Origin of the sequence: Candidatus Cyanaurora vandensis, assembly GCF_013285555.1 — a bacterium.
In the GTDB taxonomy this organism is placed as follows: Bacteria; Cyanobacteriota; Cyanobacteriia; order Gloeobacterales; family Anthocerotibacteraceae; genus Cyanaurora; species Cyanaurora vandensis.
In genome coordinates this window covers 1-12,845 of record NZ_JAAXLT010000067.1, presented here as the reverse complement: position 1 = coordinate 12,845, position 12,845 = coordinate 1, and the positions used below count along the sequence as shown (strand labels likewise).

Below are 12,845 nucleotides of genomic sequence, written 5' to 3'. Positions count from 1 at the left end.
GTTTCCATTAATTCCACTCCCAACAAAGAGAGCAACAACCCCCATTGAAACCCTTATGGCGAGGGATGTCTAGGGGGAGTTAGCGACGGGTGGTTGAAGTAGAGGGTCATTGGGCAACAGGGAGGGAGAGAGAAACGGTCGAAACCTCGGCCCTGCCTAAGAACGACGGGTCGAACCATCGAATGCGGGTTAGGCGGATTTGGGGCACCGGGCGCAGCCGCATTGATATAAAACGATAGAACAACACCCTAGATGGTGTAGTGCGTCCGGGCTTCCAGAGGCGGTTCGCCGCCCCAGACCACCACCGTCGAGCGCAAATTAACCGGATAAAACCGCACCGAATCCTCCGGCAACTTACAGAGTTTTTGTAATCGTTCGCGCAACTCCTTAAACTTCTGCTCCTCGATATCACACTCAAAGACACTGTATTGCACCCGTTGCCCATAGCCTTCTAGGAGTTCCGCAATTTTCGTCCGGCGTTTGGTGAGCGGGATATCGTAGGCAATGATCCACAACATCAGCGCACCCGATAAACATCAAGCGGTACCTCAGGATGATGCAGATGACGAATATAAGCACGGACATAATAATCTACCAACTCCCAGCGATGGCCCTCCTGCGTCGGGGTAATCTGCACCTTTTCAGACATCTTCCGTTCAAACTCCGCCAGCACTAACCTCCGGCCTTGGTCATTGAGATAACATCCCCCGTCCCGATATTCAAACGCCTCCAACGAAAGAATACGGTTATTGACCAACGTGATGACCAGCGAGTCCAATAAAGCCGGACGAAATGGCTCAATCAAATCAGAGACCAGCGCAAGATGCTTGGGATTCTCCTCATGAAGATGACCCAAGTAAGGGTCTAGCGCGTAAAGTTCGATGACTCCCCGTAGATGATTCCAAAAAACCGAATAACAAAAACCCAGTAGCGCATTCATCGGATTCGTCGGCGGACGCTTAATTCGTTGTGTCAAGGTAAACGCCGGATTGACAATCAACTGCCCCAAGGCCGGGAAATACTGCGCCGCCGCCGCCCCCTCATACCCCCGCAACGTCGCCAAGTCAGACGCCGCCCCGATTTTGGACAACAGATAGAGCAGGATATTGAGAATGAGCGTAAGGTCTACCCCCGTCCGCCGTCGGCTCAACCGCTGCAACAAAACCCGCTGATTATGTACCTTGGCAGCAACCAAAACACGGGCAATCTCCAGAGATGAGGGAGATTCTATCCGTTGTTTTTGGAGTTGCCACTGCCGTCCCCGCCCCCGCGTCAACGGACTGAGACTGCCATAGAGCCAACCCGAACGCGAAAGATAGGCCACCGTCACCTGACGCAGGAGACACCCCCGCGTCACATCCAAAGTCAAGTGAGACCGCCCAAAAATCAAAATCCGCTCAATTAAAGGGAAAGGAATCTCCTGAGCTTGACCATCCTGCCGCAGGACTAGCAGTTGGTTGCCCTTTTTACTCACCTGCGAACCCTGCTCTAGGAGATAGAGACTAGTCACGCTCCACCTCCACCAACTCAGACGGACGGGTCCCCTGCAGAAACCGAACAATCCGGTCAGCCGTCAGGCCAATGACCAAACTAGACAAAGTTACTGCCAACGTACAGACCAGCACCGCCGCTAAGCCCAGAGGCGCAATCAACAAAATCACCAAAGTCGTCAACCCATTGAAAAACGCCACTAAACTATTACGGACCAGTTGCTTACGCATAACGCTAAATCTCCTGAGCTGTATGGATTGTTTTCCCGTTGTCTGCTAACTTGCTCCAATTTACTCCCTCTACCCAGAATTAGATCTCTGTATAATGCAGTGGTAAGAAACGACCCACCCGCTGCTTCAGGAGCCGCACTAGCTCTGGGTCCATGTATTCGTACTTGTCAGGAATGTTCAAGCAGATGACACGGGTATTGGCAAGGTAGGGTCTGAATTTTGCGTTGAGTTTACTATGGTGTACTTTTTCCATGACAAAGATAAGGTCCGCCCACGCCACGAGTTCCGCCGTCATTGGGTTTTGGGCATCATGATTTAGCCCAGCCGAACTACATTCAAGATCTTGCCGTACCGAGAAGACTTGTTCAGCAGTCGGACTCCGCCATCGATTCTGACTGCATACAAATAGTATGTGCTTCATCGTTGACCTTGTGGCCCTCATGCGTCGGGGTCAATACCCAATTCCCGCAAACGGGCCGCCAACACCTCCGCCCGTTGCTCCGCCTGGACTGCCCGTTGCTCCGCCTGTAGCCGCGTTCGCACCAACTCGTCGGGGCTGAGTAACTTCTCGCCTAGGTCTAGCCGGTAGAAACTAATCACCGCTCCTTCAACCGCCAGACGTAAACCCAGGACCGTCGAGCAAGCATCAATAATGGGCTGATACACGCCCTCGATTAGCCGATACCCCAGGAGTTGATTTTTAATCCATTCACCCTTGGGGTCAAAAAGCCAATACTCCAAGACTCCCAGACGCGCATAGATATCTTTCTTCTTCACTTGGTCATCTTGCTGGGTACTTTTAGAAGTCATCTCGAAGACCACTGCGGGCAGTTGCCCTTCTTCCCAGATTTTGTAACTATCCCGAGAACCACGGGCTACACCGGGAACGACCATTACATCGGGGGCGACCCGTGCTTTGGGGTTACCTTGTTCGTAGTAGAGAAACTGATTAGCCAGCACCGTGCCCTCCTGTGCAGGCGGGGTCTGCTGTTCTTGAGCCAAGGTCTGGAGGTAGGTCCGCAACACGAGCAGCGTAGTAACCATCGCCCAGAGGTGCATTTCCGTCTCAGCCATCGGCTCACCATCAGCAGTAGGATAAATGATTGCCTGTCGTTGCATGGTCGGACTCCGGCCCTTCATCCATCTATGGTTGCACTTGACTGGGTGTTTTTTGTCGTGATCCCTAAAATTAGGATGGGCTGCTATGGCTTGACAATGGGAGGTAGCAGTTTCACAAATTCGCGATGAATTCTTCAGATGAAACCTCTGCTTGTCGTAACAGACCTGCCAATGTACCGACTTTGAGTTCAGGATGTAGTGGCATAACACAACCCCTACTGCCACGACGCATCACAATATGACTTCCACTTTGGCGGACCTTCTCGAAGCCAAGGCGTTAGAGTACTCGAATTGCCGCCGCTCCCGATACGCGACCCTCCAGCCAGCCATAGAGCAGGGGCAACAGAAACAAAGTCAGGATGGTTGAGGAAGTCCCCCCGCACCACCAGCACTACCCTTCCTCCTTGCGCTGGGCAATTAGCTGCTCCAACTGGACTAGGGTCTGCTCATCTGCCCCGGCAAAATCAAGAAAACCGGACAGTAATGCGTCGCGCGAGGCAGTAGGTAGGTTTCTCAGCACATGGGTGACTAGACGCTGCTCGTAGGTCTTGCGGTCCAGCCTAGGTGTGCAAAAAAAAGCATGTCCGCGCGCTTGTGTCGTTCGAGTAAACCCTTTTTGTAGAGGCGGTCCAGGGGGTCATGATGGTTGTGTAGGCTAAACCACGGTTGACTAGTTCGCCCACTTCGCGCACGGAAGCCGGGGCGTGCAACCATAGAACACTCATGACCGCTTGTTCTAGTTCTCCTAAAGCACCCAGAGCACGCCGCTCGTCGCCTTGCACAAATCTTCCTGAGCGTGAATACCGTCCCAGCACAGCATTAACAGCTACTATCGTCAATCGTAATTTGTCGGTGGCTATGATACACAGGGATAGGCACCGAGGGGCACTGCGATGAATTTAGGTTGGCGCGGCCGGGATGCGCGGTGGGGGTGCCCTGCTGACTGGATGTGGGTAACGCCGAGCCAGAGGACCCTGTGGAGGACGTGCTGGTGAGAGCAATTGCGCGGTCTTTTGAACGGGTCTTGCCGTCGGTGCGTAGCCTGAAGAATCCCGTGTTTGCCCAACTCTATCTCGCTCAGACCATCAGTCTCCTCGGTGATGCCCTCACCTGGGTAGGTCTTGCGCTACTGGCCTTTCAATTGGCGGGTAAAGACTCGGCTTTAGTCCTTGCGGTGGCTCTGACGTTGCGGGTGACAGCCTTTGTATTTTTGTCGCCTCTCGCTGGGGTACTCGCCGACCGACTGGACCGCAAACTTATCCTCGTGGTTACTCACTTGATGCGGATGCTAATTGTCGGCCTCCTGCCATTCGTAGGTGCTATTTGGCAGGTCTATGTCCTGATATTTGCCCTCAATGTCTTTAATGCCTTTTTTACGCCTACCTATCAGGCCACCCTTCCCCTTGTCGTTGGTAAAGACGACTATCCGCAGGCTTTGGCCCTCTCCAGTGCGACCTACGAACTGCTGGGCGTACTCGGCCCTGGTATTGCTGGGGGTGTTGCTGTGCTGATTGGAGCGCGGCAAATTTTCTTCCTGGATGCCTTGAGCTTCCTCGTGGCGGCAGTCCTGATTTTCTCTTTACCCAGTCTGCTCCACAAACCGAGTGAAGCAACCGTCAAGCCGACGGTCGGAGTCTGGCGGGGTATTCAAGAAGGTACCACCCGGCTCTTTATGGATATCCCGATTCGCTACGCCTTGGCAATGGAACTAGTCGCTGCGGTCGCCGGGGCGCAAATCCTGGTGAATACCATCGGCTATCTCAAAGGTGGACTCCAGCAGGGTGACGTGCAGTACGGCTGGGTGATGGCTGCCTTTGGGATTGGTGCGACCCTCTCTGCTCTAGCCGTGGGAGCCCTTGACAAAAAACTGACGCGCACTAATTTCATCTTGCTCGGCGCGGCCCTCACGACCTCCGCCCTACTCCCGGCAAACGCTGTGGGCTACGTGCCCCTGCTTGGTCTCTGGCTCTTGGCTGGGGCGGGCCAGAACTGGGTCAACCTGCCCGCCCAAGCGTTGATTGCCGAACGCATCCCGAGTGCGATTCAAGGCGGGGTCTATGGTGCCCACTTCGCTTGGAGTCACCTCTGGTGGGCCTTGGCCTACCCGCTCGCGGGCTGGCTGGGTAGTTCCTTTCCGGGACAGTCGTTTCTGTATGGCGGTCTGATTGGCTTAGCCCTCCTCGCTATTGTGCAACTCACTCTGGCACCGCAGGGGACGCTGGGCTGGGCTTTTGCTGAACATGAACATGAGATTGCGGCGCCGGGGCAGCCGCGCAAAACCATCCGTCACCGTCATTTTTTGAATACGGTCGATTCCCATCAGCACAGGCATTATTGAGTGCCGTCGTTGAAGCACTACCGCCAACATCAATCATTTGACCTATGTCTATACCCATACACTCAATGAACTGTCAGGATGTTCCTGAAACCAGCTGACTTGGGTAGGATCTACAGGCTTGACCCAGTGGTATTCCTTATTCCTGCGGGCTGGTCGTTAAACGTTCGGCGAATTCCTGCTCTGACAACTCTGGATTCGTCCGCGTTCCAAACTGAGCAAAAAGGGCGGGGAGTACAACCAAAGTGAGGACTGTGGAGGTGCATAGCCCTCCCAGCACCACAATTGCCAAGGGTTGCAAGATTTCCTTACCCGCGCCAGAACCAATCGCCAAGGGCACCATCGCCAAACTAGCGGTCAGGGCCGTCATCAGCACGGGCGAGAGTCGTTCCAAGGAGCCCTCGACTAAGGCTTGCTCAAAGGCTTTCCCTTCCGCGAAAAGCTGGTTATAGGTCGTGACGAGAATAATCCCGTTACGGTTGGCGACCCCAAACAGGGTGATGAAGCCGACCAGGGAGGCCACGGACAGCACCCCGCCCCCCAGCTTCACCGCCACAATCCCGCCAATCAGGGCCAGGGGCAAGTTGGAGAGGATGAGGAGGGTAGAGCGCACGGATTGGACCGAGGTGTAGAGCAAGAAGGCAACCACCGCTAGGGCCAAGCCGCTAAAGAGAATCAGTTCCCGCGTCGCATTCTCCTGGGCTTCAAACTGACCGCCGTAGTCAATGTAGTAACCCGCTGGCAAGGGCACTTGTTCCTTTACTTCAGCCCTGACCTCAGCAATCAAGGAACCCAGGTCCCGGTCGGCGGCGTTGGCTGCGACCACAATACGCCGGGAAACATTTTCGCGGTTAATCGTGTTCGCGCCCTTGGCAAAGGTGACTCGGGCAACTTGGGCGAGGGGGATTTTTTGGCCATCGGGGGTATCCACCAATAGATTGCCAATCGTCTGCGGACGTTGACGGGCGGCGGGTTCCAACCAAACGACTAAATCAAAGACCCGTTGGTCTTCGAGGACCTGGGAGACGATGCGACCGTTAAAAGCAGTTTCGATGGTTTCCGCGAGGTCTTTGATCGTCAGGCCGTAGCGACTGGCAGCTTGACGGTTAAAACGCACATCAAGTTGGGCCACGGGTATCTGGGGTTCCACCTGGAGGTCCACCACGCCCTCAATCCCCTGCATCACGCCCTCTACGTCCTGCGCCAAGTCCCGCAACACGGTCAAGTCTGGCCCAAAAACCTTGACGGCAATCGCTGAGCGCGTCCCGGACAGGATCTCATCAATCCGGTGCGAGATAAAACCGCCGACATTTGCCGAAACCCCAGGAATCTTGGTGAACTCCATGCGGATTAGCTCTAATACGCGGTCGCGGTCCTCGACCTCCTCGGCAAGACGGACATCCAACTCCCCGAAATTGGTCCCGCCCGCCTCGTCATCCCCAAAACTCCGCCCCGCCCGGAACTGGGCCGATTCAATCTCGGGGTACTTTTTCAGGGCGTTCTCAATCGTGATGCCTACTTGTTGGGTGGAGGACAGGGCAGCACCGGGTAACTGGGAAACCGCAATCACCAATTCTCGCTCCTGAAACTCGGGTAAAAAGGTTTGTCCCAATCCCGGCAGCAACAGGAGTGAAGCCAGAAACGCCACCGCCGCACCCGCCAGAAAAGGCCAAGGACGGGCAATCGCGGTTTCTAGGATGGGTTGATAGCCAGCTTTGAGCTTACGCACCAACCAAGTTTCTTCCTCCGGTAGGTCCTGGCCCCCCAGCAGTAAGTAGCACAGAGCGGGCGTGACGGTCAGGGCCACCAGAAGCGAGGCCAGGGTGGAGAAGATATAGGCCCAACCCAGGGGCGTGAAGATGCGTCCTTCCACCCCAGATAGGACAAAAATCGGCGCGATAACCACACAGACAATCAGCGTGGCAAAGACCACCGACCCCCGGATCTGCGCGGACCCCTCGTAAATCACCGTCAAAATGGGCCGGGGACTATCCGCCAGATTGTTCTCCCGCAAGCGGCGGTAGACATTCTCAGCGTCAATGATGGCATCATCAATCACGCCCCCAAGGCAATGGCGAGGCCCCCCAGGGTCATCGTGTTGAGACCAATCCCGAACGCATTTAAGACCAAAACGCCTAACAGGACCGAGAGGGGCAAGGCCGTCAGGGTGATGAGGATCGTCCGCCAGTTGCCTAGGAATAAAAAGAGGACGACGGCAACGATGATGGCCCCGTCCCGTAGAGCCTCCACTACGTTGTCCACGGACTTTTCGATGAAGTCATCTTGGCGAAAGGTAGTAGCGACCTTGACATCCTTGGGCAGGCCAGCCTGGAGGTCCGCCATCGCCGCTTCAACTAGGCGCGTCACCGTCGGGGTATCCGCCTGGGGTTGGCGCACAATCGTGATGATAATTGCGGGTTTACCGTCCCAGGAGGCATCCCCGCGCTTGAGGGCTGAGCCGATTTGGACCGTTGCCACATCCGCTAGCCGGATGGGAGTTCCGTTGCGGGCGATGATGACCGACTCCTTGAGTTCCTCAACCGACTGGACGCGCCCGACCCCCCGGATGAGGAATTCCTGGTCAGCAGTTTGCAGGAAACCCCCCGGTGCATTGGTGTTCGCCCCCGCCGCTGCCTCGGTCACTTCAGCTAGGGAAACGCCATATTGTTTAAGCCGCTCGGGTTTCACTAGCACTTGATATTGCCGCTCATCCCCGCCGGAGACCAAAACGTTAGCGACCCCAGGCACAGCAAGGAGTCGGTTGCGAATCTGCCAATTCGTGGTGGTGGTCAGGTCCATCAGCGAGGTAGAACCGTCTACTACCGTCGGCACAGTCAAGGCGTACTTGAGAATCCAACCCAAGGGCGAACTCGGCGGCGAGAGGACAGGTGTGCCGATGCCATCGGGAAACCGGGCGACTGCTTGCTGGACCTTCTCCGTCACCAGTTGGCGGGCACGGTAGATATCGGTACTCCAATCAAAAACCACCGTTACTACCGAGAGGCCGATGGTGGATTTGGAGTAAACGGCTGTCACGCCGGCGGTACCGTTGAGCGCACTCTCTAGGGGCAAGGTAACGAGGGATTCCACCTCATCAGGGGCGAGTCCATCCCCCTCCGTCTGAATCACCACTTGGGGCGGGGCGAAGTTGGGGAACACATCCAGGGGCATCTTCTGGACGGTCAGAAAGCCCCAGACCATCAAAGCTCCTGAGACCACCACCACCAGCCAGCGACGGACTAGCGAGAAGTAGATGAGGTTGTTGAGCATCGTCTACGAGCCCTTATTGAGTTGCGGTTGATTGTTGCGCGTGAGATAAACACCGCCCGTGAAGGAAGCCGCAGCTACAACTAGACCGCCCAAGACCAAAACCCAGAGGGGCGCGTCTTGACCTGAGCTAGGAATTACTTCACGCTTAACAACTTCTTCGGCCTTTTCCCCGCTGGCCTTGAGCCCTTGCGCCCGCAATTGGAAGGCACGGGTGGTCACAACCATGTCTCCTTTCGCCAGCCCCGTCACCGCTACGAAATCAGCAGCCTCCTCAGTGACTTCAATATTTACGGGTTCAAAATTATCCGCACCCGTTTTCACATAGACCAGCTTTTGTCCGTCCACATCGAGTAGGGCACTGCTGGGGATGACGGGTACTGCCGCTCCCGCCCCCGTTACGAGCTTCAGGGTGGTAAATATCCCCGGCTTAAGTTCCTGTTTAGGGTTGGGCAATACCGCATGGATCTGGAGCGTCCGCGCGGCGGGGTCAAGCACCGGGTTAATGACTGCGACCCGTCCTGTGAAAACCCGGCCTGGTTGCGCCGTGGTCCTTACTTCGATCGGCTGACCGACCCTGATTTGGGCTAAGTCTTTTTCGTAGACATCCGCCGTGGCCCAGACCTGCGCGACATTGACGATCCGAAACAGGACCCGTCCCGGCTCCACCGCCTCGCCGCTGACGGCCTCTTGCATAGTCAGATAGCCGGATTGGGGAGCCTTAAGCGTGATTAAACCCGTCGTGCCGCCACTGCCGCCGAGTTGGCCTAACCGGGCTTGTAAGGGTGCATCTACGAGCCGGAGTTGAGATTGGGCGGCCTGTAACTCCGCTTGGGCACTGACGAGCGCGGCACGAGCTTGTTCTACCTCTTTCCCGGCGGAGATCTTGGCGGTGTAGAGTTCCTGTTCGCGGCGGTAGGTGCTTTGGGCGAGGCCCACTTGGGCCTGGAGACGCGTAATGGTTGCCTGGGCCTGACCGCGCTGCTGTTGACTAACCACCGCAAGTTCCCGGAGCTCTGGGCTGTCGAGGACGGCGAGGGCCTGTCCGGCCTGTACTTGCTGGCCCTGTCTTGCCAGGACCCGGACCAACCGTCCGCTAATGGGTGCATTGACCTCGGCGGTACGTTCCGGGATGCTCTCAATGCGGCCTGTGGCGATGATCCCTTGGGCCAGAGGGCGCGTCGTCACTGGAGCGACGGTAATGCCCATCTGCTTTTGCACCTCGGGGGAGACTTCCACAGCCTGCACCCCGCCCCCGGCTTCGCTAAATCCACCGCCATGAGTATGTCCCGGTGAGGCCAAGGCGGGAACAGTCCCCAGGGTGAGGCTCAGGAGCATAGCGAACGGGGCTGTCTTCAGCATGGTTTTACTCCGGTGTAGGGTTAGCTCTCAATGGGCAAACCGACCGCCTGCTCTAGGGCAGAGACGGACTGTTGGTACTGGTCAAGGCTTTGGAGGTATTGTTGGCGCACGCGATTGGACTGGGTTTGGGCCAAGAGTGCCGTGGTGAGGTCGGATCTGCCCCGCTCATAGCTCAACTGCGATAGCCGCTGGAGTTCACGGGCATTGACCAAGAAGAGTTGGGCAAATCGTTCTTGTTGCTGATGGGCCAACAGAAATTGACGGTAGGCAGTAGTAACTTCCACCGCAATCCGCGACTGTAAGGCTTGCTCCTGGGCACTCAAAAAACGGAGTTCCGCCTCCGCCCGCTGGATCTGACCTACTCCCTGGTTAGAAAAATTGAGGGGCACACTGAAGCCAAAGGTGGGACCGACCACAGTTTCGCCGCTTTGATTAGAGGTCTCAACTAACACGCCTAAACCTAAATTGAGGTTGGGTACGCGGTTGGCTTGAGCTAACTGAATTTGAGCGCGGGCCAACTCCTGCTGTCGCCCAAGTAAACCAAAATCCTGACGGGCACCCAGGGCTTGTTGCACTAAACGCGCCAAGATGACGGGCTCGGTCATGGGTGGGGCGGGTAGCAAGCTGGCGAGGGGAATGCCGTTGGTGCTGACCCTGAGCGAGAACTGGGGGGTCTGTTCGATGGGCTCTAGCGTTAGCTCGGTATCGAGAGGCTGGCCTAGAATCTGATTGAGTAGGGCTTGGGCTACTTGCTGCCGGGTCTGGTTGGCCTCTACTTCATTTTCAGCTAGGGCTAGTTCACTCTGGACCCGGATGACATCAAGTTGCGGTATATCCCCCACTTGAAAGCGGAGCTCAGCCACTTCCAGTAAGCGGCGGTTTAGGGCTGCCACTAGGGTGAGTTCCCGCCCTGCGGCCTCCGCCACGACCAATTGGGTGTAGGCGGTCCGTACGCGGGAGCGCAATTGCCAAAGCGTAAGTTGTAGCTCCCGTTCGGTCACACCCAGGGACTGCTCAGCCACCGCGATCCGTGCCCCCCGTTGACCGCCGAGTTCTAGTTCTTGGCTGACCAGCGCAACTTGATACTGCTGCTGGTTAGGTAGTAGCTCGGTACTCAAGCCCACGATAGGGCTAGGAGATACGTCGGCAATCACCCGTTCAGCTTGGGTCACCCCTAGACGACGCTGGGTGGTGAGGAGGTCAGGATTCTGGGCGAGGGTCAAATCTAGAGCCGCCTGGAGGGTCAGGACGGGCGGGGGGCTTAGTAGGGTATTGGCTTGGGCGAGAACAGGTCCACTCCCCAAGGCAATCCCTAAAACTATCGCAATTAAACGCATCCGCACCGCTCAACCTTTGGCTCAAATTGAGCATACTTCAAATTTGAAGGGCCTGCAAACCATCCTAGAATAGCCCATTCCGGCAAAAAATGAACACATCATGAAAAATAACCACAGGAAGATAGGTTCAAATCGCTTGACCTCGCCCCTACACTGAAAAGAGCAAGCATAGGGATAGCTGTGGACGCAACGAACTTACACGCCATCTTTCGCCCCAACCAGCCCGGACTCAAGAAAGTCCTGGGTGACCTAGAGGCCGAGATCATGGAAGGGATGTGGGCTGCCGACCGTCCGATGCAGGGCCGCGACCTCCATCCCCAACTCCCGACCGGGCACGCCCTGTCCTACAGCACGATTGTTTGTACCCTGACCACCCTTGAGAAAAAAAATCTCTTACATATGGTCGCCAAAGATGGCAAATCTCGCATCTACATTCCGACCATGAGCCGAGAAGACTTCCTCCATCAGACCTTGGGCCATGTCCTCGACAATATCCTGGAGGCATTCCCTGACACGGCCTCCGCGATTCTTAGCCAGCGCCGAGAACCGCACACCCTCGCGCAGCTCAGGCAACTCACCGAGCGCGTCGCCCAGTTAGACACCTAGGAGGAGGGCATGGTGGGTATGCCTGGGTACGACATCTTGACCCCGATTGGCGGCGGACTGTTGCTGTGTATCGGTCTCACTTTTTGGCTCAAGCAGCGATTAGCTAATAAGCCCTGCTGGGATGACCGCCGCCAAGACCATCTGTTAGTACTATTTCTGCCTGTACTGATCGGTAGCTTGGTCTCGTGGCATCTCTTTCAGGATATGGAAGTCATGGGACACCCGCCCTGGGAAGCAAGCTGGTGGGCCTGTCCGCCCCTGTTGGGCTTGGTGCTGAGTCTTGGTCTGTGTTTGTTTGGGATGACCTCCTACCTGCTGCGTCACAGCTACTTGGGCTATCTACTCTGGAACTGCTCACGGGAAGATAGCGAGGTGAGCCAAGTGCAGGTGCTCGTCAACGAGATGGCGCAGCGGGCCGGTGTAACCCCGCCTAGAGTTCGTCGTTTGCTCAGTACCAAGCCCCGCGCCGTGGTAGTGGGCTTGTTTAAGCCCGTGTTGTATCTTTCGAGCTGGTACTTCAACCATTTCCCCCTGACCGCCCTCCAGCCTGTTCTGGCCCATGAATTGGCGCATATTGCCCGTCAGGATAACCTCATTGCCGTCTGGGCTTCAGGACTCCTCAGTGGTAGTTTTTGGTCCCCCGCCAGCTGGCAGAGCTTTCAAGCTTTGCTACGGGAGCGGGAACTGGCTGCTGATGAACTCGCTGCCCGCTACACGGGTGAGCCGCTCAAGCTGGCGCGGGTCCTGCTCAAGGTGAGCGAGGCCGATCTGATCGGTACGCCGTTGCCCGCTAGTTCCTTTGAGGAATATACAGACTTGGAAGCGCGTGTCGAGCGTTTGATTGAGTTACATCAAGCTGGTTCCCTTGCCGGTACGCCAAGCATGGCAACGGATAAACTCAATTTTTTTAGCTTCCTTCAGGTCTGGCTACTGATTGGGGTCGCTTTTCTCGCAACGAACGTCTTACCTCATTGGCTGCAGTTACCTTAAATTTGCTCAGGCTATAAGCTGACACGCATCTAACTTGCATTTATAGAATTACCTTTATTTTTAATCCTGCGACCCCAATCAATCTTGAGTTCTCCGCGATTAAGTAAT

At 56.1% G+C, this 12,845-nt stretch carries 11 protein-coding genes and 3 pseudogenes; 3 read left to right on the top strand and 11 right to left on the bottom strand.

Annotated features, from left to right (window positions below):
* Nucleotides 1–248: 248 nt before the first annotated feature.
* From cas2 to HFM78_RS16120, 8 genes and pseudogenes are all read right to left on the bottom strand, one after another.
* The gene (gene cas2, locus HFM78_RS04385; protein WP_396033603.1) at nt 249–521 is read right to left on the bottom strand and encodes a CRISPR-associated endonuclease Cas2; all 273 of its coding nucleotides are present in this window, start codon (nt 519–521) and stop codon (nt 249–251) included.
* Complete coding sequence (gene cas1 / locus HFM78_RS04380; RefSeq protein ID WP_287128205.1) at nt 518–1,510, bottom strand: CRISPR-associated endonuclease Cas1; 993 nt, start codon at nt 1,508–1,510, stop codon at nt 518–520. Before cas1 ends, cas2 begins: the two co-directional genes overlap by 4 nt.
* Complete coding sequence (gene csx18 / locus HFM78_RS04375; protein WP_287128204.1) at nt 1,503–1,721, bottom strand: CRISPR-associated protein Csx18; 219 nt, start codon at nt 1,719–1,721, stop codon at nt 1,503–1,505. The genes cas1 and csx18 overlap by 8 nt, the downstream gene beginning before the upstream one ends.
* 79 nt (nt 1,722–1,800) lie before the next feature.
* Nucleotides 1,801–2,142, bottom strand: a complete 342-nt coding sequence (locus tag HFM78_RS16135; protein WP_396033601.1) for a low molecular weight protein tyrosine phosphatase family protein — start codon at nt 2,140–2,142, stop codon at nt 1,801–1,803.
* Nucleotides 2,143–2,159: 17 nt separating this feature from the next.
* The gene (locus HFM78_RS04370; protein WP_287128203.1) at nt 2,160–2,840 is read right to left on the bottom strand and encodes a Uma2 family endonuclease; all 681 of its coding nucleotides are present in this window, start codon (nt 2,838–2,840) and stop codon (nt 2,160–2,162) included.
* Between the two features lie 112 nt (nt 2,841–2,952).
* A pseudogene (locus HFM78_RS16130) lies at nt 2,953–3,162 on the bottom strand (type II toxin-antitoxin system HicA family toxin).
* 69 nt (nt 3,163–3,231) lie between these two features.
* Nucleotides 3,232–3,447 (bottom strand): annotated as a pseudogene (locus HFM78_RS16125) (hypothetical protein); the annotation flags it as partial.
* Nucleotides 3,401–3,622 carry a BlaI/MecI/CopY family transcriptional regulator gene (locus HFM78_RS16120; protein ID WP_396033599.1) on the bottom strand — a complete coding sequence of 74 codons (222 nt, stop codon included), beginning with the start codon at nt 3,620–3,622 and terminating at the stop codon, nt 3,401–3,403. The gene HFM78_RS16120 and the pseudogene HFM78_RS16125, both read right to left, overlap by 47 nt.
* Nucleotides 3,623–3,831: 209 nt before the next feature.
* On the opposite strand from HFM78_RS16120, the gene HFM78_RS04365 reads away from it, so the two are divergent.
* Complete coding sequence (locus tag HFM78_RS04365; protein ID WP_287128202.1) at nt 3,832–5,178, top strand: MFS transporter; 1,347 nt, start codon at nt 3,832–3,834, stop codon at nt 5,176–5,178.
* 136 nt (nt 5,179–5,314) lie between these two features.
* Here HFM78_RS04365 and HFM78_RS04360 read toward each other — a convergent pair.
* From HFM78_RS04360 to HFM78_RS04350, 3 genes and pseudogenes are all read right to left on the bottom strand, one after another.
* Nucleotides 5,315–8,376: pseudogene (locus tag HFM78_RS04360) on the bottom strand (efflux RND transporter permease subunit).
* A 72-nt stretch (nt 8,377–8,448) separates the two neighbouring features.
* On the bottom strand, nt 8,449–9,804 hold the full coding sequence (locus tag HFM78_RS04355; protein ID WP_287128201.1) for an efflux RND transporter periplasmic adaptor subunit: 1,356 nt from the start codon (nt 9,802–9,804) through the stop codon (nt 8,449–8,451).
* 20 nt (nt 9,805–9,824) lie between these two features.
* Nucleotides 9,825–11,141, bottom strand: a complete 1,317-nt coding sequence (locus HFM78_RS04350; protein WP_287128207.1) for a TolC family protein — start codon at nt 11,139–11,141, stop codon at nt 9,825–9,827.
* Nucleotides 11,142–11,321: 180 nt separating this feature from the next.
* Here HFM78_RS04350 and HFM78_RS04345 point away from each other — a divergent pair, with 180 nt between their 5' ends.
* Together HFM78_RS04345 and HFM78_RS04340 are read left to right on the top strand one after the other, a co-directional pair.
* Nucleotides 11,322–11,747, top strand: coding sequence for a BlaI/MecI/CopY family transcriptional regulator (locus HFM78_RS04345; RefSeq protein WP_287128200.1), 426 nt, complete (start codon nt 11,322–11,324; stop codon nt 11,745–11,747).
* Nucleotides 11,748–11,756: 9 nt separating this feature from the next.
* Entirely contained in the window at nt 11,757–12,737 is a 981-nt protein-coding gene (locus HFM78_RS04340; protein WP_287128199.1) for a M56 family metallopeptidase, read from the top strand.
* Nucleotides 12,738–12,845: the final 108 nt, after the last annotated feature.

Bases quoted from the DNA above. Each gene is read 5' to 3' on its own strand.
- HFM78_RS04355 (WP_287128201.1), bottom strand. From the start codon at position 9,804: ATGCTGAAGACAGCCCCGTTCGCTATGCTCCTGAGCCTCACCCTGGGG.
- HFM78_RS04340 (WP_287128199.1), top strand. From the start codon at position 11,757: ATGGTGGGTATGCCTGGGTACGACATCTTGACCCCGATTGGCGGCGGA.
- HFM78_RS16135 (WP_396033601.1), bottom strand. From the start codon at position 2,142: ATGAAGCACATACTATTTGTATGCAGTCAGAATCGATGGCGGAGTCCG.
- csx18 (WP_287128204.1), bottom strand. From the start codon at position 1,721: ATGCGTAAGCAACTGGTCCGTAATAGTTTAGTGGCGTTTTTCAATGGG.
- HFM78_RS04350 (WP_287128207.1), bottom strand. From the start codon at position 11,141: ATGCGTTTAATTGCGATAGTTTTAGGGATTGCCTTGGGGAGTGGACCT.
- HFM78_RS04370 (WP_287128203.1), bottom strand. From the start codon at position 2,840: ATGCAACGACAGGCAATCATTTATCCTACTGCTGATGGTGAGCCGATG.